General features: G+C 61.3%; 19 protein-coding genes, 1 tRNA gene and 1 pseudogene. 19 read left to right on the top strand and 2 right to left on the bottom strand.

The annotated features are described in order from the left end of the window. Positions 1 to 161: 161 nt before the first annotated feature. From fdnG (VMV64_RS12100) to VMV64_RS12025, 16 genes and pseudogenes are all read left to right on the top strand, one after another. A pseudogene (gene fdnG / locus VMV64_RS12100) lies at positions 162 to 3,220 on the top strand (formate dehydrogenase-N subunit alpha). Between the two features lie 12 nt (positions 3,221 to 3,232). Beyond that, complete coding sequence (gene fdxH, locus VMV64_RS12095; protein WP_325330642.1) at positions 3,233 to 4,117, top strand: formate dehydrogenase subunit beta; 885 nt, start codon at positions 3,233 to 3,235, stop codon at positions 4,115 to 4,117. After that, positions 4,114 to 4,746, top strand: coding sequence for a formate dehydrogenase subunit gamma (locus tag VMV64_RS12090; protein WP_325330640.1), 633 nt, complete (start codon positions 4,114 to 4,116; stop codon positions 4,744 to 4,746). The genes fdxH (VMV64_RS12095) and VMV64_RS12090 overlap by 4 nt, the downstream gene beginning before the upstream one ends. Before the next feature lie 2 nt (positions 4,747 to 4,748). Beyond that, entirely contained in the window at positions 4,749 to 5,666 is a 918-nt protein-coding gene (gene fdhE, locus VMV64_RS12085) for a formate dehydrogenase accessory protein FdhE (RefSeq protein ID WP_325330638.1), read from the top strand. Positions 5,667 to 5,705: 39 nt separating this feature from the next. Then, positions 5,706 to 6,050 (top strand): hypothetical protein, encoded by a 345-nt coding sequence (locus VMV64_RS12080; RefSeq protein WP_325330636.1) that lies wholly within the window; start codon positions 5,706 to 5,708, stop codon positions 6,048 to 6,050. A gap of 260 nt (positions 6,051 to 6,310) precedes the next feature. Beyond that, entirely contained in the window at positions 6,311 to 9,382 is a 3,072-nt protein-coding gene (fdnG, locus tag VMV64_RS12075) for a formate dehydrogenase-N subunit alpha (RefSeq protein WP_325330635.1), read from the top strand. A gap of 8 nt (positions 9,383 to 9,390) precedes the next feature. Continuing rightward, on the top strand, positions 9,391 to 10,269 hold the full coding sequence (gene fdxH / locus VMV64_RS12070; RefSeq protein WP_325330633.1) for a formate dehydrogenase subunit beta: 879 nt from the start codon (positions 9,391 to 9,393) through the stop codon (positions 10,267 to 10,269). Next, on the top strand, positions 10,266 to 10,898 hold the full coding sequence (locus tag VMV64_RS12065; RefSeq protein ID WP_325330630.1) for a formate dehydrogenase subunit gamma: 633 nt from the start codon (positions 10,266 to 10,268) through the stop codon (positions 10,896 to 10,898). The genes fdxH (VMV64_RS12070) and VMV64_RS12065 overlap by 4 nt, the downstream gene beginning before the upstream one ends. Further along, positions 10,895 to 11,818, top strand: coding sequence for a formate dehydrogenase accessory protein FdhE (gene fdhE, locus VMV64_RS12060; RefSeq protein WP_325330628.1), 924 nt, complete (start codon positions 10,895 to 10,897; stop codon positions 11,816 to 11,818). The genes VMV64_RS12065 and fdhE (VMV64_RS12060) overlap by 4 nt, the downstream gene beginning before the upstream one ends. Before the next feature lie 247 nt (positions 11,819 to 12,065). Continuing rightward, a complete protein-coding gene (gene selA / locus VMV64_RS12055; RefSeq protein ID WP_325330626.1) occupies positions 12,066 to 13,466 on the top strand; it encodes an L-seryl-tRNA(Sec) selenium transferase in 1,401 nt (466 codons plus the stop codon). 17 nt (positions 13,467 to 13,483) lie between these two features. After that, positions 13,484 to 15,367, top strand: coding sequence for a selenocysteine-specific translation elongation factor (gene selB / locus VMV64_RS12050; protein ID WP_325330624.1), 1,884 nt, complete (start codon positions 13,484 to 13,486; stop codon positions 15,365 to 15,367). Positions 15,368 to 15,406: 39 nt separating this feature from the next. Further along, positions 15,407 to 15,503 (top strand) — tRNA-Sec (locus VMV64_RS12045). Between the two features lie 120 nt (positions 15,504 to 15,623). Then, complete coding sequence (gene sucC, locus VMV64_RS12040) at positions 15,624 to 16,784, top strand: ADP-forming succinate--CoA ligase subunit beta (protein ID WP_325330622.1); 1,161 nt, start codon at positions 15,624 to 15,626, stop codon at positions 16,782 to 16,784. Positions 16,785 to 16,884: 100 nt separating this feature from the next. Beyond that, positions 16,885 to 17,763 (top strand): succinate--CoA ligase subunit alpha, encoded by an 879-nt coding sequence (gene sucD / locus VMV64_RS12035; RefSeq protein WP_325330620.1) that lies wholly within the window; start codon positions 16,885 to 16,887, stop codon positions 17,761 to 17,763. Next, positions 17,760 to 19,367 carry an NAD+ synthase gene (locus tag VMV64_RS12030; RefSeq protein WP_325330618.1) on the top strand — a complete coding sequence of 536 codons (1,608 nt, stop codon included), beginning with the start codon at positions 17,760 to 17,762 and terminating at the stop codon, positions 19,365 to 19,367. The genes sucD and VMV64_RS12030 overlap by 4 nt, the downstream gene beginning before the upstream one ends. A gap of 48 nt (positions 19,368 to 19,415) precedes the next feature. Then, positions 19,416 to 19,754, top strand: coding sequence for a P-II family nitrogen regulator (locus VMV64_RS12025; RefSeq protein ID WP_325330616.1), 339 nt, complete (start codon positions 19,416 to 19,418; stop codon positions 19,752 to 19,754). 10 nt (positions 19,755 to 19,764) lie between these two features. On the opposite strand, the gene VMV64_RS12020 is transcribed toward VMV64_RS12025, so the two are convergent. Then, positions 19,765 to 20,592, bottom strand: a complete 828-nt coding sequence (locus VMV64_RS12020; protein ID WP_325330614.1) for an outer membrane protein assembly factor BamD — start codon at positions 20,590 to 20,592, stop codon at positions 19,765 to 19,767. Positions 20,593 to 20,683: 91 nt separating this feature from the next. On the opposite strand from VMV64_RS12020, the gene rluD reads away from it, so the two are divergent. Genes rluD through VMV64_RS12005 form a run of 3 tightly spaced genes read left to right on the top strand, consistent with a single transcriptional unit; the run spans position 20,684 to position 23,136 of the window. Then, positions 20,684 to 21,580, top strand: coding sequence for a 23S rRNA pseudouridine(1911/1915/1917) synthase RluD (gene rluD, locus VMV64_RS12015; RefSeq protein WP_325330612.1), 897 nt, complete (start codon positions 20,684 to 20,686; stop codon positions 21,578 to 21,580). Beyond that, positions 21,573 to 22,331 (top strand): peptidoglycan editing factor PgeF, encoded by a 759-nt coding sequence (gene pgeF / locus VMV64_RS12010; RefSeq protein ID WP_325330610.1) that lies wholly within the window; start codon positions 21,573 to 21,575, stop codon positions 22,329 to 22,331. The genes rluD and pgeF overlap by 8 nt, the downstream gene beginning before the upstream one ends. A gap of 25 nt (positions 22,332 to 22,356) precedes the next feature. Then, positions 22,357 to 23,136 carry a ZIP family metal transporter gene (locus VMV64_RS12005; RefSeq protein ID WP_325330608.1) on the top strand — a complete coding sequence of 260 codons (780 nt, stop codon included), beginning with the start codon at positions 22,357 to 22,359 and terminating at the stop codon, positions 23,134 to 23,136. On the opposite strand, the gene VMV64_RS12000 is transcribed toward VMV64_RS12005, so the two are convergent. After that, positions 23,059 to 23,292: a hypothetical protein gene (locus tag VMV64_RS12000; RefSeq protein ID WP_325330606.1), complete on the bottom strand. Its 234-nt coding sequence runs from the start codon at positions 23,290 to 23,292 to the stop codon at positions 23,059 to 23,061. The genes VMV64_RS12005 and VMV64_RS12000 overlap by 78 nt on opposite strands. Positions 23,293 to 23,302 lie beyond the last annotated feature (10 nt).

The raw sequence follows: 23,302 nt of genomic DNA, 5'->3' as shown, positions 1-23,302 counted from the left end.
GCCCGCTGAAATATTTTGCTTCCTCCTGGTCGCGGCGCAGCCGATATCTCTGCCGCCTCCATGCATTCGCTCGTTTCGCCGGCTTGACAAAAATCGCATGGGCTCTATAAAAAGAATGTCATTGCCCTGTTATGCAATACATTTGTGAAGGAGAGAGCGAAATGCACGTCACAAGGAGGCAATTCTTCAGGGTTTGCGCTGGCGGGCTGGGCACTTCCACCCTGGCGGCGCTGGGCTTCTCTCCCGGCGAGGCGCTGGCAGAAGTGCGCGAGTTCAAGCTGCTGCGCACCACCGAGGCGCGCAACACCTGTCCGTACTGCTCGGTCAGTTGCGGCCTGATCATGTACAGCCTCGGCGACAGCGCCAAGAACGCCGAGCGCAGCATCATCCATATCGAGGGCGACCCCGATCACCCGGTCAACCGCGGCACTCTATGCCCGAAAGGCGCGGGCCTGCTGGATTTCGTGCACAGCCCCAACCGGCTGAAATACCCGGAATACCGCGCCCCCGGCTCCAACGAGTGGAAGCGCATTTCCTGGGATGAGGCGTTCAGCCGCATCGCCCGGCTGATGAAGAACGACCGCGACAAGAATTTCATCGCCAAGAACGCTGCAAGGAGCCACAGTCAATCGCTGGGTCACCACCGGCTTCCTGGCGGCCTCCGCATCGAGCAACGAGACCGGCTACATTACCCACAAGGCGGTCCGAAGTACGGGGATGCTGGCGTTCGACAACCAAGCGCGCGTCTGACACGGACCTACGGTGGCAAGTCTTGCCCCTACGTTCGGTCGCGGCGCGATGACCAATCACTGGGTCGATATCAAGAACGCGAATGTGGTCATGGTGATGGGCGGCAATGCCGCCGAGGCGCACCCCTGCGGCTTCAAGTGGGTGACCGAGGCGAAGGCCCACAACCACGCCAAGTTCATCGTCGTTGACCCGCGCTTCACGCGCTCGGCGGCGCTGGCGGACCTTTATGCGCCGATCCGCACCGGCACCGATATCGCTTTCCTCGGCGGGGTGATCAATTACCTGCTCGGCCGCGACAAGATCCAGCATGAATACGTCAAGGCATATACCAATGCCGCCTTGATTGTCGGCGAGGGTTACCGCTTCGACGCAGGCCTGTTCTCCGGTTACGACGAGGCGGGGCGCAAATACGACAAATCCGGCTGGGCCTACGAGATGGGGCCGGACGGCTACGCCCTGGCGGACGAAACGCTGCAGCATCCGCGCTGTGTGTTCCAGTTGCTCAAGGGACACTATGCCCGCTACACGCCGGAGATGGTAAGCAATATCACCGGCACGCCCAAGGACCAGTTTCTCAAGGTTTGCGAGATCATCGCCACCACGTCGGTGCCGAACCGCACCCTCACCATTCTCTATGCCCTCGGCTGGACGCAGCATTCCACCGGCTCGCAGATGATCCGCACCGCGGCGATGCTGCAACTGCTGCTGGGCAATATCGGCATGGCGGGCGGAGGCTTGAATGCCCTGAGAGGTCATTCCAATATCCAGGGCCTGACCGACCTCGGGCTGCTGTCCAACCCGCTGCCGGGCTACCTGACCCTGCCCGGCGAGAAGGAAACCGACTACCAGGCCTATGTCGACAAGCGCACTCTGAAGCCGCTGCGGCCGGGACAGTTGTCCTACTGGCAGAACTACCCCAAGTTCCACGTCAGCCTGATGAAGGCGTGGTGGGGGAGTGCGGCGACCAGGGAGAACAACTGGTGCTTTGACTGGCTGCCCAAGCTGGACATGGAATACGACGTGCTGCGGGTGTTCGAGCTGATGCACCAGGGCAAGGTGAACGGCTATTTCTGCCAGGGCTTCAACCCGCTGGCGGCGATCCCGAACAAGGCGAAGATGACTGGCGCCTTGTCCAAGCTGAAATACCTGGTCGTGATCGATCCGCTGGCGACGGATACCTCCTGCTTCTGGGAGAATCACGGCGAGTTCAACGACGTGGATCCCGCCAAGATCCAGACCGAGGTATTCCGCCTGCCTTCCTCCTGCTTCGCCGAGGAGAACGGGTCGCTCACCAATAGCGGGCGCTGGCTGCAATGGCACTGGAAGGGCGCCGAACCGCCGGGCGAGGCCAAGGGCCGATGCCGAGATCATAGCCGGCCTGTTCCTCAGTCTGCGCGAGCTGTACCGCAAGGAGGGCGGTGCTTTCCCCGACCCGATCCTGAACCTGACCTGGGATTACAAGATTTCCCGCGCGCCGACGCCGGAAGAGCTGGCGATGGAATACAACGGTCGCGCGCTGGCGGACCTGGTTGACCCGAAGGATCCGACCAAGATCATCCTGAAAAAAGGGCAGCAGCTCGACGGTTTCGCCCAGCTCAAGGACGACGGCAGCACCACCAGCGGCTGCTGGCTGTTCTCGGGTGCCTGGACCGAGAAGGGCAACCTGATGGCGCGACGCGATAACTCCGATCCGTCCGGCCTCGGCAATACCCTGAACTGGGCATTCGCCTGGCCGGCCAACCGGCGCATCCTGTATAACCGCGCCTCGTGCGATCCCGCCGGCAAGCCGTGGGACCCGAACCGCAAGCTGATCTTCTGGGACGGCGCCAAGTGGACCGGGGCAGATGTGCCGGACATCAAGATGGACTCCGCTCCCGAGGAAGGGATGAACCCGTTCATCATGCAGCCCGAGGGCGTGGCGCGGCTGTTTGCCCTGGACAAGATGGCGGAAGGCCCGTTCCCCGAGCATTACGAGCCGTTCGAGACGCCCATCGGCACCAACCCGCTCCATCCCAAGGTGATCAGCAACCCGGCGGCCAGGGTGTTCAAGGGCGATATGGAGGCCTTCGGCAAGATGAAGGATTTCCCCTACGCAGGCACTACCTATCGGCTGACCGAGCATTTCCACTATTGGACCAAGCACGTGAATATGTCCGCTATCCTTCAGCCCGAGCAGTTCGTCGAGATCGGGGAGGAGCTGGCGAAGGAAAAGGGCATCAAGGCGGGCGACCGCGTCAAGGTCAGCTCCAACCGCGGCCATATCAAGGCAGTGGCGGTGGTGACCAAGCGGATCAAGGCGCTCGACTCGGGGGGCAAAAAGATTCGCCACGTCGGCATCCCGATCCACTGGGGTTTCAAGGGGATCGCCAAGAACGGCTACCTCACCAACACCCTGACGCCGGTGGTCGGCGACGCGAATTCCCAAACGCCGGAATTCAAGTCCTTCCTGGTCGACATCGAGAAGATATAAGGAGAGCCGATCATGCCACTGCAATCATTGGACATCACCCGGCGCTCCGCCACCACGACGCCTTCTCCGAGCCAGCGCCAGACCCTGGAAGTGGCCAAGCTGATCGACATCTCCAAGTGCATCGGCTGCAAGGCCTGCCAGGTGGCATGCATGGAGTGGAACGACACCCGCGACCAGATCGGCACCAACACCGGCGTCTACGACAACCCGCGCGACCTGACCGAGGCTTCCTGGACGGTGATGCGCTATTCGGAAGTGGAGCTGGAGCCCAACAAGCTGGAATGGCTGATCCGCAAGGACGGCTGCATGCACTGCGCCGATCCGGGCTGCCTCAAGGCCTGTCCGGCACCCGGCGCGATCGTGCAGTACAGCAATGGGATCGTCGATTTCCACGAGGAGAACTGCATCGGCTGCGGCTACTGCATTACCGGCTGCCCGTTCAACATCCCGCGCATCTCGAAGAAGGACGGCAAGGTCTACAAGTGCACGCTGTGTTCCGACCGTGTGGCGGTGGGGATGGAGCCGGCCTGCATCAAGGCCTGCCCGACCGGTGCGCTGGTGTTCGGCAGCAAGGAGGACATGGTCCGCCATGCCGAGGAGCGCATCGTCGACCTGAACGAGCGGGGCTTCAAGAATGCCGGCCTGTACGACCCGTCCGGCGTGGGCGGCAGCCATGTGATGTACGTGCTGCAGCACGCCGACATGCCGGAAATCTATCACGGCCTGCCCAGAGACCCGCACATCAGCCCGCTGGTTTCCCTGTGGAAAGGGGGCGCCAAGCCGATCGCCAGTCTGGGTTTGGGCTTGATGGCGCTGGTCGGCTTCTTCCATTATGTGACGGTGGGGCCGAACGAGGTGGAGGAAGAGGGCGGCAAGAGCAAGGAGAAGCAATCATGAGCGTCCCATCCAGTCTGATCCGGCGCTACACCACGGCGGAGCGCCTCAACCACTGGGTAGTGGCGGTTGCCTTTATTCTCGCCGCCCTTGGCGGTCTGGCCCTGTTCCACCCCTATTTCTTCTGGCTTGCCAATCTGTTTGGAAGCGGCACATGGAATCGGATACTGCATCCGTTTATCGGCGTGATCATGTTCCTGTCGTTTTTGGGGCTGATGGCACGCTTTTGGGCTTACAACCGCATCACCGATGCCGACCGCCAATGGGTCAGGCAGATCGGCGACGTGATCCGAAATCGCGAAGAAAGGCTGCCGGAGGTGGGTCGTTACAATGCCGGCCAAAAATACCTGTTCTGGGCCATGGTGGTGACCATCCCGCTGCTGCTGATCTCTGGCGTTATTTTCTGGCAGCCCTGGTTTGCACCCTACTTTCCGGTTGTCCTGATCCGCATGGCGGTGGTGGTGCACGCCATCGGCGCCTTTGTCCTCATCGCCGGCATCATCGTCCACATCTATGCGGCGATCTGGACCAAGGGCTCGATCGGGGCAATGACCCGCGGCACAGTGACACGCGCCTGGGCGAAGAAGCACCATCCCGCCTGGTTGAGGCAAATCAAGGGAGGTAACGAATAAAAATGAGCGCAATTCTACAGCCTGGGGAAGTCGAAATCCCGAAGGGCGATATCCCTTTTATCCGCCTGCCCACACGGGGCGAGGTATTCGCACAGCGGGCCAGCCGCTTCGACACGCTTGCCCGCAACCATGTGCTGGGCGACTACCTGGCTTTCATGGCGCGGCTTTCCCGGGCGCAACAGGCCGTGCTGGAGGCCTTCCCCCTAGTGCCGCTACCCTCGGCCGAACAGTTGGCGCTTTCCCGCCGCTACGGGCTGCCACCCCTCAGCGTACAGAGCTGGTCTCGCGATTGGTCCTGGCATGCCGGTTTGCAGCAAATCTTCGCGCTGCTGGGAACCGAGCCGCTTTCTCCTCAAGCCTGTGACGCGGTGGAGCACCTGTCCCGCGCCGGGGTCGATGAACTGGAGCTCCTCGCCGAGGCGGTTCTCGCCGGGGCATACTCTGCCGTGCCGCCGGAAGCCTCGCCCTTTGTGGCTGCCGCATTGCAGGTCTATTGGGCGCACATGGCAACATTGCTCGGCGAGCAGGCCTTCGGCCGGATCGAGCAGCCCAATCTTTGCCCGGTGTGCGGCTCGCCGCCGGTCTCCAGCCTGGTCCGCATCGGCGGCGCGGAGCAGGGGTTGCGCTATCTTTCCTGTTCCCTGTGCGCCACGGAATGGCACATGGTACGCATCAAGTGCAGCAGTTGCGAATCCACCCGCGATATCGGCTATTATGTTCAGGAAGGCTCGAGCGGAGCCGTCAAGGCAGAGAGCTGCGACGATTGCAACGCCTACCTGAAAATCATGTACGTGGAAAAAGACACCGGGGTGGAGCCGGTGGCCGACGACCTGGCAACGCTTGGCCTTGACTTGCTGATGAATCAGGCAGGAAAAGAGCGCAGCGGCCCCAACCTGTTTTTTCATCCGGGCAGTGTTTGATGGCGCGTTGCTTCATGAGGGAATAAAACCAATCACTTTATGAGTCGACCATCCCCTCTTCCCGCCGTGGACCGGGTGCTCAGCCTGCCGACAATGCAGTCGATGATTGCCCGTTTCGGTCGGCCATACGTCGTCGAGACCGCGTGGAATGTGATGGACGAAATACGGGTGGCGTCTGAAGAGGCTGAAATTGCCCAACCAGGTGGTAACGGCGCTGGTGCGCCGCGAAGGCATATATGCACCCTTTCTCGCACTCGCCGTGGCCTGCGAAGAAGCGGATCAGGAGGGCTCGCCCAATGCGCGGCCGCCTGCGGAGTGGATGCCGATGCGGTCAATATCGCCCAGGTCAAGGCGCTGATCTGGGCCGAAGAAATCAATTCATGAGAATGCGCAGTTAAACATCTGCCGTTTTTCCCCTCCGGTCGGGTATCCCCGACCAGCCCACTGAAATTTCCCGCTTTCCCCCGCTTGTAGCGGCAAACGATTTCATCTGCCGCCATGGTTTCATGCACCTGGCCGGCTGTCGACGCTAAATAGAAATGCACATATAGAAGTTGACAATAGCCGGCTTATCAATTAATTTTATGCGGCTATAAAAAATTATCGACAATTATTCGATCGTATAATACTAAGGAGGAGTGGAGATGCAAGTCACACGGAGGCAGTTCTTCAAAGTTTGCGCCGGCGGGTTGGGTAGTTCCAGCCTGGCGATGCTGGGATTCGCGCCCGGCGATGCGCTGGCGGAGGTGCGCAGTTTCAAGCTGGCGCGCACTACCGAAACCCGCAATACCTGCCCGTACTGCTCGGTGGGCTGCGGCATCCTGATCTACAGCCTGGGCGATAAAGCCAAGAACGTCCATGCGAAAGTTGTCCATATCGAAGGCGACCCGGATCACCCGGTTAATCGCGGCACGCTCTGCCCCAAAGGCGTCGGCCTGCTGGATTTCGTGCACAGCCCCAACCGCCTCAAGCATCCCGAATACCGCGCCCCTGGCAGCAAGGAATGGACACGCATTTCCTGGGACGAGGCCTTCACCCGCATCGGCAAATTGATGAAGGAAGACAGGGACAAGAATTTCATCGCCAAGAACAAGGACGGCGCCACCGTGAACCGCTGGGTGACCACGGGTTTCCTGGCCGCTTCCGCTTCCAGCAACGAATCAGGCTACCTCACCCACAAAGTGGTGCGCAGCCTGGGGATGCTCGCATTCGATAATCAAGCACGCGTTTGACACGGACCTACGGTGGCAAGTCTTGCCCCTACGTTCGGCCGCGGTGCCATGACCAATCATTGGGTCGACATCAAGAATGCCGATCTCATTCTCATCATGGGCGGCAATGCCGCCGAGGCCCACCCTTGCGGTTTCAAATGGGTAACCGAGGCCAAGGTCCAGCGCAAAGCCAAGCTCATCGTGGTGGATCCCCGCTACACGCGCTCCGCCGCGGTGTCGGATTTTTACGCACCGATACGCGCCGGATCCGACATCGCCTTTCTGGGCGGTCTGATCAATTACCTGCTCAGCAATGACAAGGTTCACCATGAGTATGTGAAGAATTACACCGACTTCAGTTTCCTGGTGAAGGACGAGTTCAAATTCGAGAACGGCATTTACTCCGGCTATGACCCGGAGAAGCGCAAGTACGACAAATCCACCTGGGGCTACCAGATCGGCAAGGATGGCTTCGTGGTCACCGACCCGACGCTGCAGAATCCGCGTTGCGTGTATCAGTTGATGAAGGCGCACTACTCCCGCTACACGCCGGAAATGGTGTCCAACATCTGCGGCACGCCCAAGGATGCCTTCCTCAAAGTCTGCGAGATGATTGCGGAGACCTCCAAGTCCGACAAAACCATGACCATCATGTACGCCCTGGGCTGGACGCAGCACTCGCAGGGGTCGCAGATGATCCGCACCGGCGCCATGGTGCAGTTGTTGCTGGGCAATATCGGCGTGGCGGGCGGCGGCATGAATGCCCTCAGAGGCCACTCCAACATCCAGGGCCTGACCGACCTGGGCTTGCTGTCCAATCTGTTGCCGGGTTACATGACGCTGCCCAGCGACGCGGAGCAGGATTACAAGGGTTATATCGAGAAGCGCGCCTTCAAGCCCTTGCGACCCGGCCAGATGAGTTACTGGCAGAACTACAACAAATTTTTCGTCAGCAATATGAAAGCCTGGTTCGGCGACGCCGCGACCAATGACAACAACTGGTGCTACGACTGGCTGCCCAAGCTCGACAAGGGCTACGACATCCTGCAGGTGTTCGAGAACATGAGCCAGGGCATGGTCAACGGCTACTTCTGCCAGGGCTTCAACCCGCTCGCTTCGGCGCCGTGCAAGGTGAAGATCTCCGGCTCTCTGGCGAAACTCAAGTACCTCGTCGTGATCGATCCGCTGGCGACCGAAACCTCTGAGTTCTGGCAGAACCACGGCGAGTACAACGACGTGGATCCGGCCAAGATTCAAACCGAAGTGTTCCGCCTGCCTTCCACCTGCTTCGCGGAAGAAGACGGCTCTCTGGTCAGTTCCAGCCGGGTGCTGCAATGGCACTGGAAGGCCACCGATGCGCCCGGCGAGGCGAAACCCGATCCTGAAATCATGGCGGGCATTTTCCTCAAGCTGAAGGAGATGTACAAAAAAGAAGGCGGGGCTTTCCCCGATCCTATCCTGAACCTGACCTGGAAACATCGCCAGCCGAATTCTCCTGCCCCTGAGGAACTGGCGAAGGAGTTTTCCGGCAAAGCCTTGAAGGAAGTAACCGACCCCAAGGATCCGACCAAGGTGCTGGTAAAAGCCGGCGAGCAGCTGAACGGTTTCGCGGAATTGCGCGACGACGGTTCCACATCGTGCGGTTGCTGGATCTTCGCGGGCAGTTGGTCGGAGAAGGGCAACCTGATGGCGCGGCGTGACAACTCCGATCCGTTCGGCATAGGGCAAACGCTCAACTGGGCATATGCCTGGCCGGCGAACCGGCGCATTCTGTATAACCGTGCATCCTGCGATCTCACCGGCAAACCCTACGATGCGAAACGCAAACTGATCGGTTGGGACGCCGTAGCAGGCAAGTGGACCGGCTCGGACATTCCGGATATCAAGGCCGATTCCGCACCTGAAGAAGGCATCAATCCGTTCATTATGAACCCGGAAGGCGTGGCGCGCTTCTTCGCCATCGACAAGATGGCGGAAGGCCCTTTCCCGGAACACTATGAACCGATGGAATCGCCGCTGGCCAGCAATCCGCTGCATCCGGCCAATCCCATGGCGCGGGCCAATCCGGCGGCGCGGGTGTTCAAAGGAGATTGGGATACGTTCGGCAAGCCGGACAAGTTCCCGTATGTGGCGACCACCTATCGGCTCACCGAGCACTTCCACTTCTGGACCAAGCATGTGAAGCTGAATGCCATCATGCAACCGGAACAGTTCGTGGAAATCGGCGAAGAGCTGGCCAAGGACAAAGGCATCAAGGCCGGTGACCACGTACGGGTGAAATCCAAGCGCGGATTCATCATTGCCGTGGCCGTTGTCACCAAGCGCCTGAAGACGCTCACCGTCACAGGCAAGAAGGTGCATACCGTGGGTATTCCGATCCACTGGGGCTTTATGGGGTTGGCCAAGAACGGCTACATCACCAACACCTTGACCCCTTTCGTGGGCGACGCTAACACTCAGACGCCTGAATTCAAATCGTTCCTCGTGGACGTTGAGAAGGTATAGGGGGCGACATGGCACTGCAATCATTAGACATCAAAGCCCGTTCCGCCACGACGACGCCTTCTCCCTCCGTGCGGGAAACGATGCCGGTGGCGAAACTCATCGACATCTCCAAATGCATCGGCTGCAAGGCATGCCAGGTAGCCTGCATGGAGTGGAACGATTTGCGCGACGAGGTCGGTACCAATGTCGGCGTGTACGACAACCCCGCCGATCTCAGCGCCAAGTCCTGGACGCTGATGCGTTTTTCGGAAGTGGAAGTGGAAGCCGGCAAGCTGGAATGGCTGATCCGCAAGGACGGCTGCATGCACTGTGCCGATCCGGGCTGCCTTAAAGCCTGCCCGGCGCCCGGCGCGATCATCCAGTACAGCAACGGCATCGTCGATTTCCACGAGGAGAATTGCATCGGCTGCGGCTATTGCATCACCGGCTGCCCGTTCAACGTGCCGCGCATCTCGGCTCACGACAGCAAGGCGTACAAGTGCACCCTGTGTTCAGACCGTGTGGGGGTGGGGCTGGAACCGGCCTGCGTCAAGACCTGCCCCACCGGTGCGATCGTGTTCGGCGCCAAGGAGGACATGATCCAGCATGCTGAGGGGCGCGTCACCGACCTCAAGAGCCGCGGCTACGCGAATGCCGGGCTGTACAACCCGCAAGGGGTGGGCGGCACGCACGTGATGTACGTGCTGCAGCATGCCGACAAGCCGGAGCTGTACAGTGGTCTGCCCAATAACCCTTCGATCAGTCCGATGGTCGGTCTGTGGAAGGGCGTCACCAAGCCGCTGGCCTCCTTCGCCATCGGCCTGGTCGCCCTGGGCAGCCTGTTCCACTACGTCATGAAGGGCCCCAATGAGGTCTCGAAAGACATCGAGAAGGAGTTCGAAGAATGATACGCGATCCCAAGGACCTAGTCCGCTATACGGCTCCCGAGCGCGCCAATCACTGGGCGGTCGGGATGACCTTCATCCTTCTGGCGCTGTCCGGCCTGGCTTTCTTCCATCCGGCGTTCTATCCCCTGAATCAGCTCTTCGGCGGCGGCGTCTGGGCGCGCATTCTCCATCCCTTCATCGGGGTGGTGATGGCGCTGTCCTTTGTCGCCATGTTCTTCCGCTTCTGGAAGCTGAACATCATGACACCGACAGACAAGGAATGGCTGAGCCGTATCCGCGAAATGGTGGACGGCGATGACCACAACATGCCGGAAGCGGGCAAGTACAACGGTGGCCAAAAGCTGCTGTTCTGGCTGCTGGCGGGCTGCATGGCGCTGCTTGCCGTGTCCGGTATCGTCATCTGGCGCGCCTATTTCTCGGCCCTGTTCCCGATCGGCCTGATCCGCCTTTCCTCTGTCGTGCATGCGACAGCGGCGGCGGGCATGATCGCCCTGATCATCGTCCACGTTTACGCCGCCATCTGGACTAAGGGCACCATCCGTGCCATGGTGTACGGCACGGTCAGCCGCGCTTGGGCGAAGCAGCACCATCCGGCGTGGTTCCGGCAGATTACCGGTGGAGGAAAATGAATATCCAGGCACGCATTATCGAACCGGGTCAGATCGAAGCCCCGGCCGGGCAGATTCCCTTTCTCCGCCTGGCCGGGCCGGATGTTTTCAAGCAACGGGCGGAGCGGTTCCGGCAACTTTCCCAGGGGAATTCCCTGGGGGGCTACCTGGTTTTTTTAGCGACCCTGGCGCAGGCGCAGCAGGAAGCGCTGGCCCATTTTCCAAGGGTGCCGCTGCCCGGGGCCGAACAGCAGGCGCTATGCCGCGAACACGGCATGCCGGTACTCGGTGCCCAGTCCTGGCTCAGGGATGCTGCCTGGCGGGCAGGATTGAAGGCGTTGTTGCGGCACATGGCCGCGGCATCCCTTCCGGGCCCCGCAAGCGAGGCTGTCGTCCGCCTGATGCAGACGGGCGATGCCGAACTGGAGGAGATCGCGAGCAAGCTTCTGGCGGGCGATCTGGCCGGTGTCGGGGCGCAGGACATGCCGTTCGTCGCCGCCGCCTTGCAGGTTTGTTGGGCCCACATGGCGGCAGCCTTGGGGGAGCATGCCTTCGGCCGCCTGGAGCAGGGCGGGCTGTGCCCGGCATGCGGTTCACACCCGGTCGCCGGCATCGTGCGCATAGGCGGGACGGAGCAGGGGTTGCGCTATCTTTCCTGCTCTCTGTGCGCCACGGAGTGGCACATGGTGCGGATCAAGTGCAGCAGTTGCGAGTCCACCCACGGGATCAACTACTACCAGCTAGAGGGCTCGAACGGCGCGGTCAAGGCGGAAAGCTGCGATGACTGCAACTCGTACCTGAAGTTGTTGTACATGGAAAAGGACAATCAGGTGGAAGCGGTGGCTGACGACCTGGCCACCCTTGCCCTGGACGTGCTGATGGACGAGGCGGGCAAGGCGCGCGGCGGTCCCAACCTGTTTTTTCACCCCGGCAGCGTTTGAGCCTATAAAAAAGCAGTTCAGCCACGGATTATCACAGATGCACACAGATTACCAATGATTTGCCTTTCTCACCTTGAGCACCTTTCGGGCGAATGGCTTGTCGCTACAGCGCATTGCGTTATCTGTGTAAATCCGTGTTCATCTGTGGCTAATGGCCGTTTTTAGGCTGAGGGCCTGTTGCCGGGATTCTGTTCAACATCCATAATAAAGCTCGATTTCCGTTTCTAACCGAACACCGAGCCAAACCTTGAGCCGCCAATCACCTTTCCCTTCAGTGGACCGTGTTCTCAATCTGCCCGCCATGCAGGTGGTGATAGCCCGTTTCGGCCGGGCGCGCTCGGTCGAAACCGTGCGCGCCGTGCTGGATGAGGCGCGGGCGGCTTGGCGCGTCGGCTCGGCTGGGGGCTCGTTGAGCGAGGAGGAGGCGGTAGCGCGCTGCGCCGAACTTCTGGAAGCCAGCGAGCAGCCCTCCTTGCGTCCGGTGTTCAATCTCACCGGCACGGTGCTGCACACCAACCTGGGGCGTGCCTTGTTTCCGGCCGAGGCGGTGCAGGCGGTGATGGACGTGCTGACCAAGCCCTCCAATCTTGAATTTGACCTGGACAGCGGCCGGCGCGGCGACCGCGATGTGCACGTGGAAGAGCTGCTGCGCCAGCTGACCGGCGCCGAAGCCGCAACCGTGGTCAACAACAATGCGGCGGCAGTATTCCTGGCGCTCAACGCGCTTGCCGGACGCAAGGAGGTCATCGTTTCCCGCGGCGAGCTGATCGAGATCGGCGGCTCCTTCCGCATCCCCGACATCATGGCCCGCGCCGGCTGCCGCCTGGTAGAGGTGGGTACCACCAACCGTACCCATCTGCGGGACTTCGAGGCGGTTATTTCCGCCAAAACCGGCTTGCTGCTCAAGGTGCACACCAGCAACTACGCCGTCGTCGGCTTCACCGCCGCGGTGCCGGAGCGGGAGCTGGCGCAGCTCTCTCATGAGCACGGCCTGCCGTTCGTGATCGACTTGGGCAGCGGCACCCTGGTCGACCTTTCCCGCTGGGGCTTGCCTGCCGAACCTACTCCCCAACAGGCTTTGGCGGCCGGCGCCGACCTCGTCACTTTCAGCGGCGACAAGCTGCTGGGCGGCCCCCAGGCGGGCATCCTGGTCGGTCGGCGCGACCTGATCGACAAGATCAAGAAAAATCCGCTCAAGCGCGCCCTGCGTCTGGACAAAATGACGCTCGCGGCGCTCGAAGCCATCCTGCGGCTTTATCGCGACCCCGATCGCTTGGCCCAGCGCCTGCCCACTCTCCGGCTGCTGACGCGGACGGCAGAAGACATCGGCTTTGCCGCTGGACGGGTGCTTCCGCCACTGCAGGAGAAGCTTGCGGGAAGCCACAGCGTGTCGCTTTGCGACTGCTCCAGCCAGATTGGCAGCGGCTCGCTGCCAGTGGAGCGTCTGGCCAGCCGCGGCATCGCCATTCGCCCCGCCAGAAAGGGGCGTGGCGAGGGAACTGCCCTGGAAAAACTTGCCGTCGCCTTCCGCGCCTTACCGATTCCGGTGATCGGTCGCATCGAGGAAGGCGCGCTGGTGCTCGACCTGCGCTGCCTGGAGGATGAGGCGGGGTTTGTGGCCCAATTAAACCACTTGGCTGTTTCATGAGCTTTTTGTTTTAAAACATGATCATCGGCACCGCAGGCCACATCGACCACGGCAAGACCTCTCTGGTGAAGGCACTCACCGGCGTCGACGCCGACCGCCTCAAGGAAGAAAAGGCGCGCGGCATCACCCTGGACCTGGGCTACGCCTATTCGCCCCTGCCTGGCGGCGAGATGTTGGGTTTTATCGATGTGCCGGGGCACGAAAAGCTGGTGCACAACATGCTGGCCGGTGCCACCGGCATCGATTTCGTGCTGTTGGTGGTGGCCGCCGACGACGGTCCCATGCCGCAGACTCGCGAGCATCTCGCCATTCTTAACCTGCTTGGACTGTCGCGCGGCGCCGTCGCTTTGACCAAGATCGACCGCGTGCCGGAAGAACGAGTGGCGCAAGCCCGGGCGGAGGTGGAATCGCTGTTGCAGGGGACCCCGCTTGCAGACTGTCCGGTTTTTCCGCTTTCCGCCGTGAGCGGAGCAGGAGTGGAGGCGCTGCGCGAACATCTCGAGGCGGTCGCTGCGGCTCTGCCGCCGCGTGCCGCGACTGGCAATTTCCGTCTGGCAGTCGATCGCTGCTTTACCCTGGCCGGCACCGGCACAGTGGTGACCGGCACGGTGTTTTCCGGCACGGTGCAGGTGGGCGACCAACTGCTGCTCTCGCCTGCCGGCATCGCTGTCAGGGTGCGCGGCATCCACGCCCAGAACCGACCTGCCGAGCTTGGCGTAACCGGGCAACGCTGCGCCCTCAACCTGGCGGGCACCGGTTTCAATAAAGACGACGTGCGCCGCGGCGATTGGGTGCTGGCCGGGACAGCGCATGGGCCGACGCAGCGCCTGGATGTGCGCTTGCATCTGCTGCCCAGTGCCGACAAGGCATTGCGCCACTGGTCGCCGGTGCATTTTCACCTCGGTGCGGTCGATGTCACCGCGCGGGTGGCGTTGCTGGAAGGCGATGCGCTCGAGCCGGGTGCAAGCGCTTGGGCGCAGATTGTGCTCGACCGATCCATCGGCGCCCTGCGCGGTGACCGCTTCATCATTCGCGACCAATCCGCCAGTCGCACCCTGGGCGGCGGCGCCGTGCTCGACCCTTTCCCGCCGGCGCGCAAGCGGCGCACGCCGGAGCGCTTGGCGATACTGGCGGCACTCGCGCAAACGCAGCTGGAAGCGGTGCTGAGCGGCGTGCTGGAGGCGTCCCCAGGCGGCGTCGACCTGGCGCGCTTTGCGCTCACCTGCAACCTGAGTTCCGCCGAAGCCGAAGCCTTGCAGCGGCAAGTGCCGCTGGCCGCCGCCGACGGCATGGCTTTCGCGCAAAGCGTTTGGCAAGGATTGCGTCAGGCCGTGCTGGAGCGCCTGGCGGAGGCGCATCGACAGTCTCCGGATTTCTTGGGGCCGGGGGCCAATCAGCTGCGCTTGCAGGTGGCGCCGCGCCTGGCGCGTGCAGTTTTCGACAGCCTGCTGGCGCAACTGCGCGCGGACGGGCTGATCGCCCAGAGCGGGCTCTGGCTGCACCTGCCGGATCACCGCATCACGCTTTCCGCCGGTGATCAGGAGATCTGGCATAAGGTGGCGCCGCTGCTGCTGGATCAGCCATTCCAGCCGCCCCGGGTGCGCGACCTGGCCGCTGCGCTGCAGGTGGGGGAAGCGCGCATGCGCCTCCTGCTCCAACGTTTGGCGGCCATGGGAGAAACTTACCGGGTGGCCCACGACCATTATTTTATTCCACAATCGGTGGCGCAGCTCGAGGGGATAGCGCGCGAGCTTGCGGCGGGAAGCCAGGATGGGGCGATTGCGGTGGCGCAGTTCCGCGACCGGATCGGCACCGGGCGCAAGCTGGCGATCCAGATTCTGGAGTTTTTCGACAGTAGCGGCATCACCCGCCGTGCCGGCGATACCCATCGTCTGCGTTGAGGGGATAGCTGCAAAGCTTTATACTGCCTGGCTACAATTGGAAGAGAAGCGTTCCCCGGTGGGGCGGCCAGACTTCAAATCTGGCAAGGGTTGTCAGACAGTTCTTGGTGGGTTCGACTCCCACTCTCTTCCGCCAACGATTTTAACTGGCCATCACTATCCATGGCGGGTGGTTGCTGCAGAATGAAAATTAGCTGGAACGAATTGCCGGAGTGAACAGGATCGGCTGGGGATACTCCAGAAATCGAGGACAGATATGAACTTGCATGAATATCAGGCGAAGCAGGTGTTGCGTGACTATGGCATCGCGACGCCGCGCGGCACGGCGATCGACAGCGCTTCCCAGGTGGATGGCGCGATTGCGGAGCTGGGCGGCGACGCCTGGGTGGTGAAGGCGCAGATCCATGCCGGCGGCCGCGGCAAGGCCGGCGGGGTGAGGCTGGTGAAATCGCGCGAGGCGCTGCTGGAAGCGGTCAATGCGCTGCTGGGCAAGCAACTGGTGACCTACCAGAATGCGCCCGACGGGCAGATGGTGTCGCGTCTGTTGATCGAGGAGACGCTGCCGATCGCGCGCGAGCTCTACCTCAGCCTGACGGTGGATCGCGAATCCGAGCGTATCGTGCTGGTTGCCTCCGGCAGCGGCGGTATGGAGATCGAGGAGATCGCCCGGACTTCGCCGGAAAAGATCCTGCGCGAGACTTGCGATCCGCTGTGGGGTTTGCAGGACTTCCAGTGCCGCGCACTGGCTTTCGGTCTGGGGCTGGAAGGCACGCAGATCGGCGAGTTCGGCAAACTGGCCAAAGGCTTGTACAAGCTGTTCAAGGAAAGTGATTTGGCTATGGTGGAGATCAACCCGTTGATCGTGACTGCTACCGGAAGCCTGGTTGCACTCGACTGCAAGATTGGTGTCGACGACAACGCCCTCTATCGGCGCAAGAAGCTGGCCGAGATGAGCGATCCGACCCAGATCGACCCGAAGGAGGTGGCGGCCAAGGAGTTCGACCTCAATTACATCGCTCTCGCCGGCAACATCGGCTGCATGGTCAACGGCGCCGGCCTGGCCATGGCGACCATGGACCTGATCAAGCTGCACGGCGGCCAGCCGGCCAACTTCCTCGACGTCGGCGGCGGCGCCACGGCGGATACGGTGGCCAAGGCATTCAAGATCATCCTTTCCGATGCCAACGTCAAGGCGATCCTGGTCAATATCTTCGGCGGCATCATGCGCTGCGACATCATCGCCGAGGGCATTATCGCCGCAGTCAAGGAAGTCGGCGTGAAAGTGCCGGTGATCGTGCGCCTGGAAGGCACCAATGTCGAACTGGGGCAGAAGATGCTGGCGGAAAGCGGCGTCGGCGTGATTTCCGCCAGCGACCTGACCGATGCGGCCAAGCGCGCAGTGGCGGCAGTCAAGTGATTTTTTGAACCGCAGAGACGCGGAGGCGCAGAGATAAAGCAAGAAGTTGAACTCTCTGCGCCTCCGCGTCTCTGCGGTAAAGATTTTTAAGGATTTCCTCATGAGCATTCTCGTCAACAAGAACACCAAGGTCCTGTGCCAGGGCTTCACCGGCAAGCAGGGATCTTTCCACTCCGAGCAGGCCATCGCCTACGGCACCCGGATGGTCGGCGGCGTGACGCCGGGCAAGGGCGGGCAGACCCATCTCCATCTCCCGGTGTTCAACACCGTGCGCGACGCGGTGCGCGAGACGGGGGCGACGGCCTCGGTGATCTACGTGCCTCCAGGCTTCGCGGCGGATTCGATCATGGAGGCTGCGGACGCGGGCATCAAGGTTATCGTCTGCATCACCGAGGGTATCCCGGTGCTCGACATGCTCAACGTCAAGGCCGCGCTCAAGGCCGGCGACGCCGTGCTGATCGGCCCCAACTGCCCCGGCATCATCACCCCGGAAGAGTGCAAGATCGGCATCATGCCCGGCTTCATCCACAAGAAGGGCAAGGTCGGCGTGGTGTCGCGCTCCGGCACGCTCACCTACGAAGCCGTCTACCAGACCACCAAACTCGGGCTGGGCCAGTCCACCTGCGTGGGCATCGGCGGCGACCCGATCAAGGGGCTGGATTTCATCGATTGCCTGAAAATGTTCCAGGACGACCCGCAGACCGAAGCGATCATCATGGTCGGCGAGATCGGCGGCAACCGCGAGGAGGCGGCGGCGGAATACATCAAGGCCCACGTCACCAAACCGGTGGCGGCCTATATCGCCGGTCAGACCGCACCCAAGGGCAAGCGCATGGGGCATGCCGGCGCGATCATCGCCGGCGGCAAGGGGCTGGCATCGGACAAGATCGCTGCGCTGGAGGCGGCCGGCGTGGTGGTGGCAAAATCGCCCGCTGGCTTGGGCGAGGCGGTGGTCGAGGCAATTAACAATAAAACATGAAGATCGCTATCGCGCAAATCAACTGCACGGTCGGCGATCTCGCCGGCAATGCGGCAAAAATCCTAGATTATGCCGAGCAGGCCAAAGCAGCGGGCGCGCAGGTGATGGTGACGCCGGAGTTGTCCCTGACCGGGTATCCGCCGGAAGACCTGCTGCTGCGCGAGGGTTTCTATGAAGCTTGCGACCAGGCCCTATTCGGCTTGGCACGAAAGATACAAGGGATCACCCTGGTGATCGGTCATCCACAGCAGGTGGATGGGCAGCGCTACAATGCAGCCTCGGTGCTGCGCGACGGCAAGGTCGTCAGCTCCTATCACAAGCAGAAATTGCCCAACCATTCCGTTTTTGACGAAGTGCGCTATTTCTCGCCCGGTACCGAGCCGTGCGTGTTCGAAGCCGACGGCATCAAATTCGGCATCAACATCTGCGCCGATATCTGGGAAGAGGGTGCCGCTGCCTGTGCGCTCAAAGCCAATGCGGACGTGCTGCTGGTGCTGAACGCCTCGCCCTATCATATGAACAAGCAGGTTTCGCGCTACCAGGCGGTGCGCGAGCGGATCGGCGAGTGCGGTTTCCCGGTTTTTTACGTCAATCTGGTCGGCGGTCAGGACGAACTGGTCTTCGACGGTGCTTCTTTCGTCATGGACGGCGCGGGTGCGCTGGTGCACCAGCTCCCGGCATTTGAGGAAATGTTGCGCATCGTTGAGCTAGAGAAGGATCAGCCGCAGCAGGGAGAGGTCATTCCGCAGCTGCCGATCGAGGCATCCGTTTACAAGGCATTGTGTCTGGGCGTGCAGGATTATGTAATGAAAAACGGGTTTCCCGGTGTCGTGCTGGGGCTGTCCGGGGGCATCGACTCCGCGCTGACGCTGGCGATAGCGGTGGATGCGGTGGGTGCGGAACGGGTGCAGGCGGTGATGATGCCGTCTGAATTCACTGCTGACATCAGCCTGCAGGACGCGCAGATCATGGCTGATCGCATGCAGGTTCGCTACAGCGAGTTGCCGATCAAGCTGGCGTTCGACTCTTTTCTCAGGACCTTGTCGGAAGAGTTCGACGACTTGCCGTTCGACACCACCGAAGAGAACATCCAGGCTCGGATCAGGGGAACCTTGCTGATGGCACTGTCAAACAAATACGGTTCGATTGTCCTGACCACCGGCAACAAGAGCGAAATGGCGGTGGGCTACGCCACGCTGTACGGCGACATGGCCGGCGGATTCGCGGTACTGAAGGACGTGCCGAAAACGCTGGTGTATCGCCTGGCGCGCTATCGAAACAGTCTCGGCGAGGTGATCCCGGAACGGGTCATCACCCGCGCACCGTCCGCCGAGCTGCGCCACAACCAGACCGACCAGGACGCCCTGCCGCCGTATGAAATTCTGGATGCCATCATGGAAGCCTATGTCGAGCACGACCTGTGTCCGCATGACATCATTGCGCATGGTTACGCTGAAGAGGATGTGCGCCGCGTAGTGAAGCTGATCGACAAAAATGAGTTCAAGCGGCGCCAAGCACCAGTCGGAGTGCGGGTCACGCCGCGCGGATTCGGCAAGGACCGGCGCTATCCGATTACATCGAAGTATCGTCCCTGGCTGGAATAGGGATCATCCTAGAAAGGTTTCTAGGGTCATAATAAGCGGGAGTGGCAAATGAAGAAGATTGAAGCGATTATCAAGCCGTTCAAACTTGATGAAGTGCGCGAAGCATTGCACGAAATTGGCGTGACCGGGCTGACCGTGACCGAGGTGAAAGGCTTCGGCCGGCAGAAGGGACATACCGAACTCTACCGCGGCGCCGAGTACGTGGTCGACTTTCTGCCCAAGGTCAAGATCGAGCTGGTGATTGCAGCCAGCCAAGTGGAGGCAGCCATCGATGCGATTATCAAGGTGGCACGCACTGGCAAGATCGGCGACGGCAAGATTTTCGTCACCAGCGTGGAGCAGGTGGTGCGCATCCGCACCGGCGAAACCGACGAAGCGGCGATCTAGGCGTTTCCTGTTACCAGATTTTCCACCACGGCGTTTCCGCCTTTTTCTGCAGGGCGAAGAAACGGCTGTTGGGGAAGTTCTTTTGCATGATGCGCAGGGTGTCGTCACGAAGGTCGTTCATGCCGAGCGCATCGTAGGCTTTCACCATGATGGTCAGAGCCTCCTCGGTGGCGGGCGCCTGCGGAAACTGCTGCATCGCGGACTGGGCGCGGTTGACGGCGGCAACGTAAGCGCCGCGTTTGTAGTAATAGCGAGCCACGTGAACTTCATGCGAGGCGAGGGCGTTGACCAGGTACTTCATGCGGGCAATGGCGTCCGGAGTGTATTTGCTGTCGGGGAAGCGGGTCGTTAGCTCCTTGAAGGATTCAAAGGCTTCGCGTGATGCCTTCGGGTCGCGTTCGCTCATGTCCTGTTTGGCGAGGGGGGCAAGGGTTTCCGAGGTTTCGGCGATCTTCTCCGTCAGGGCGCCGAGGAAGCCCAGGTCGTCATTGAAGTTCACCAGACCCCTCAGGTAATAGATGTAATCCACGTTGGGGTGGTTGGGGTGGAGTTTGATGAAGCGGTCGCAGGCGGCGAGGGCGGAGGCCGGTTCGTTCGCCTTGTAGTAGGCGTAGGCGATTTCGATTTGGGCTTGCTGCGCATAACGGCCGTAGGGGTAGCGCGCCTCCAGCTTTTCAAAGTACTGAATGGCTTTTTCATAGCCACCGTCGGCCATTTGATCCTTGGCTTCGGTGTAGAGTTTCTGGGCCGACCAGCCCTTGGTTTCATCCTGGACTTCCGGCAGCAAGCCGCAGCCGGTTATCAACAATGCAAGAATTAACGCTAAACTAAGCCTCATGACAATATCCGATGCCCAGCAGGGCGCAAGTGGTAATCCGCCCGATTATAACCCAAATCCGGCCCCCATCAACTTGACGATTCCGCCAGAAATGACCGGTTTGCGCCTCGATCAGGCCTTGCAGCAGCTGTTGCCGGATTATTCCCGCAGCCGCCTGCAAACCTGGATCAAGGAGAAACGCGTCACGCTCGATGGCCAGTGTGTCGCGCCTAAACAGGCGGTATGGGGCGGCGGGAAGGTGAGGGTAGAGCCGGAATTGCATCCATCCGAAACTCCGTATGCAGCGGAAGAAATCGCCCTCGACATCATGTATGAAGACGATGCGCTGCTGGTGGTCAACAAGCCTGCCGGACTGGTGGTCCACCCCGGCAGCGGCAACTGGCAGGGCACCATGCTGAATGCCTTGCTGCATCATGCGCCGCAGCTTGCGTGCATTCCCCGCGCCGGCATCGTCCATCGCCTCGACAAGGACACCAGCGGCCTGCTGGTGGTGGCCAAAACCTTGACCGCACAGACCGATCTGGTGCGCCAGCTTCAGGCACGCAGCGTGAAGCGCGATTACCTGGCTGTGGTGCAGGGGCTGGTGGCTCATGACGGCAAGGTGGAAGCGCCGCTCGGCAGACATCCCAGTCAGCGTATCAAAATGGCGATAGTCCACAACGGCAAGCCGGCGGTAACGCATTACGCCGTGCTGGAGCACTTCGATCACCACACATTGATCCGTTGCAGCCTGGAAACCGGCCGCACGCACCAGATTCGGGTGCACATGCAGTCCATCGGCCATCCCTTGGCGGGCGACCCGGTTTATGGCGGCCGGCCGCTGAACTTGCCGCCGCTCTTGCGCGATGCGGTCAAGAACCTGGGGAGGCAGGCCTTGCATGCGGAAAGGCTCGGGCTGATCCACCCGGTCAGCGGCGAAGCGATGGAATGGCGGGCAGACCTGCCACAGGATATGGCTGATTTGCTGAAAGTTCTGCGGCATGAATAAGAGCGGGATCATTCCTGACTGGCCGGCGCCGGCCAATGTGCGCGCCTTGCAAACCACCCGTGATGGCGGGGTGAGCGTGGGCGCCTATGCTTCCCTCAACCTGGGTGACCATGTTGGCGATGACCCGGTTGTCGTGGCGCGGAACCGGGCGTTGCTCCGTGCGACTCTCCCCGGCGACCCGGTCTGGCTGAAGCAGGTTCACGGCAATATCGTGGCGGATGCCGACCGCACGGTTGGCGTTCCCGAAGCCGATGCCGCCTTGGCCCGGCAACCGGGCAAGGTTTGCGCGGTAATGACGGCGGATTGCCTGCCCCTGCTGTTGTGCGACGAAGCCGGCACAGTGGTGGCCGCAGCTCATGCCGGATGGCGCGGGCTGGCGGGCGGTGTGACGGAGGCGACGGTACAGGCGATGAACGTCGCGCCGGAGCGACTGCTAGTCTGGCTCGGCCCGGCGATCGGGCCGCAGGCTTTTGAGGTGGGCGAGGAGGTCAGGCAGGTGTTCATGGCGCATGATCCGGAAGCCGCAAAGGCTTTCGTGCCTTCTCCAGGACTCAGCACTCAGGACTCGGTATTCAGCACCCCAAAATGGCTAGCGGACATCTATCTCCTGGCACGCCAGCGCTTGGCGCTACTGGGGGTGAAGCGGGTGTACGGCGGCGGCCTGTGTACCTTTACCGATGCCGAGCGCTTTTACTCCTACCGGCGCGACCGCGCCACCGGGCGCATGGCATCGTTAATCTGGCTTGCCTGATGTTATCCCGTATAATGGCGAGCTTATGTCCACTCTGACCGGAATCATCCTTGCCAGCCTGTTCGGCGGCACTCTCAGCATTGCCGTGGCGGCATTGTTCGCCATGTCGGCACGCGCCGAATGGGTACCGATGCTGGTCAGCTATGCTATTGGCGCCTTGCTCGGGGCGGCTTTCCTGGAAATTTTGCCGCACGCTTTCGAGTTGACCAAAAGTATCGAAAATACCGCGGCCACTATCCTGTTCGGTATCCTGATGTTCTTTGTGCTGGAGAAACTGGTGCTGTGGCGGCATTGCCATGTCGCCCATTGCGAGGCTCACGTCCCGGCCAACAATCACGGCCACGATCATGGCCGCAGCGGTCTGATGATCATGGTGGGCGACACCTTCCACAATTTCGTCGACGGCATCATCATTGCTGCCGCGTTTCTGGCCGATTTCCAGATCGGCGTGGTGACCTCGCTCGCCATTATCGCCCACGAAATTCCGCAGGAGGTGGGCGATTTCCTGATCCTCCTCCACTCCGGCTACAGCAAGAAGCAGGCGTTCCTGCTCAATCTGCTGTCCAGTCTGGCGACCGTGGTGGGCGGCGTGCTGGCTTATTTCATGCTGCAATCGATGCACGAGTGGATCCCGTTCTTCCTCGGCATCGCCGCGGCGAGCATGATTTATGTCGCGGTGGCGGACCTGATTCCGGGCCTGCACAAGCGCCCGGAGTTGCTTGCCACGCTACAGCAGGCGCTCCTGATCGGGTTGGGTATCGGCTCGATCTGGCTGACCAAGGCGCTCCTGGGCGGCCATGCGTGAGCGCCTGAGCTGTTTCAGGGTGATATAGAACACGATGCCCAGAGGCAGCAGGCCGTAAAAAATGAAAGTCAGCGCGCCGGCGACGAAACTTTTTGCCGTCACGGCCATCAGGAGTACGACGTAGGCCCAGCCGATTGCGATGATGTAAAGGTACATGGGCGATAGT

The sequence above is a fragment of the Sulfuricella sp. genome (genome assembly GCF_035531155.1).
Taxonomy (GTDB): Bacteria; Pseudomonadota; Gammaproteobacteria; order Burkholderiales; family Sulfuricellaceae; genus Sulfuricella.
Note: the sequence above shows the minus strand (reverse complement) of the source record. Positions and strands in the feature narration are given on the sequence as shown.

Coding starts and splice junctions, on each gene's coding strand:
- fdxH (WP_325330642.1), top strand. CDS start 3,233: ATGCCACTGCAATCATTGGACATCACCCGGCGCTCCGCCACCACGACG.
- VMV64_RS12090 (WP_325330640.1), top strand. CDS start 4,114: ATGAGCGTCCCATCCAGTCTGATCCGGCGCTACACCACGGCGGAGCGC.
- fdhE (WP_325330638.1), top strand. CDS start 4,749: ATGAGCGCAATTCTACAGCCTGGGGAAGTCGAAATCCCGAAGGGCGAT.
- VMV64_RS12080 (WP_325330636.1), top strand. CDS start 5,706: ATGAGTCGACCATCCCCTCTTCCCGCCGTGGACCGGGTGCTCAGCCTG.
- fdxH (WP_325330633.1), top strand. CDS start 9,391: ATGGCACTGCAATCATTAGACATCAAAGCCCGTTCCGCCACGACGACG.
- VMV64_RS12065 (WP_325330630.1), top strand. CDS start 10,266: ATGATACGCGATCCCAAGGACCTAGTCCGCTATACGGCTCCCGAGCGC.
- fdhE (WP_325330628.1), top strand. CDS start 10,895: ATGAATATCCAGGCACGCATTATCGAACCGGGTCAGATCGAAGCCCCG.
- selB (WP_325330624.1), top strand. CDS start 13,484: ATGATCATCGGCACCGCAGGCCACATCGACCACGGCAAGACCTCTCTG.
- sucC (WP_325330622.1), top strand. CDS start 15,624: ATGAACTTGCATGAATATCAGGCGAAGCAGGTGTTGCGTGACTATGGC.
- sucD (WP_325330620.1), top strand. CDS start 16,885: ATGAGCATTCTCGTCAACAAGAACACCAAGGTCCTGTGCCAGGGCTTC.
- VMV64_RS12030 (WP_325330618.1), top strand. CDS start 17,760: ATGAAGATCGCTATCGCGCAAATCAACTGCACGGTCGGCGATCTCGCC.
- VMV64_RS12025 (WP_325330616.1), top strand. CDS start 19,416: ATGAAGAAGATTGAAGCGATTATCAAGCCGTTCAAACTTGATGAAGTG.
- VMV64_RS12020 (WP_325330614.1), bottom strand. CDS start 20,592: ATGAGGCTTAGTTTAGCGTTAATTCTTGCATTGTTGATAACCGGCTGC.
- rluD (WP_325330612.1), top strand. CDS start 20,684: ATGACCGGTTTGCGCCTCGATCAGGCCTTGCAGCAGCTGTTGCCGGAT.
- pgeF (WP_325330610.1), top strand. CDS start 21,573: ATGAATAAGAGCGGGATCATTCCTGACTGGCCGGCGCCGGCCAATGTG.
- VMV64_RS12005 (WP_325330608.1), top strand. CDS start 22,357: ATGTCCACTCTGACCGGAATCATCCTTGCCAGCCTGTTCGGCGGCACT.
- VMV64_RS12000 (WP_325330606.1), bottom strand. CDS start 23,292: ATGTACCTTTACATCATCGCAATCGGCTGGGCCTACGTCGTACTCCTG.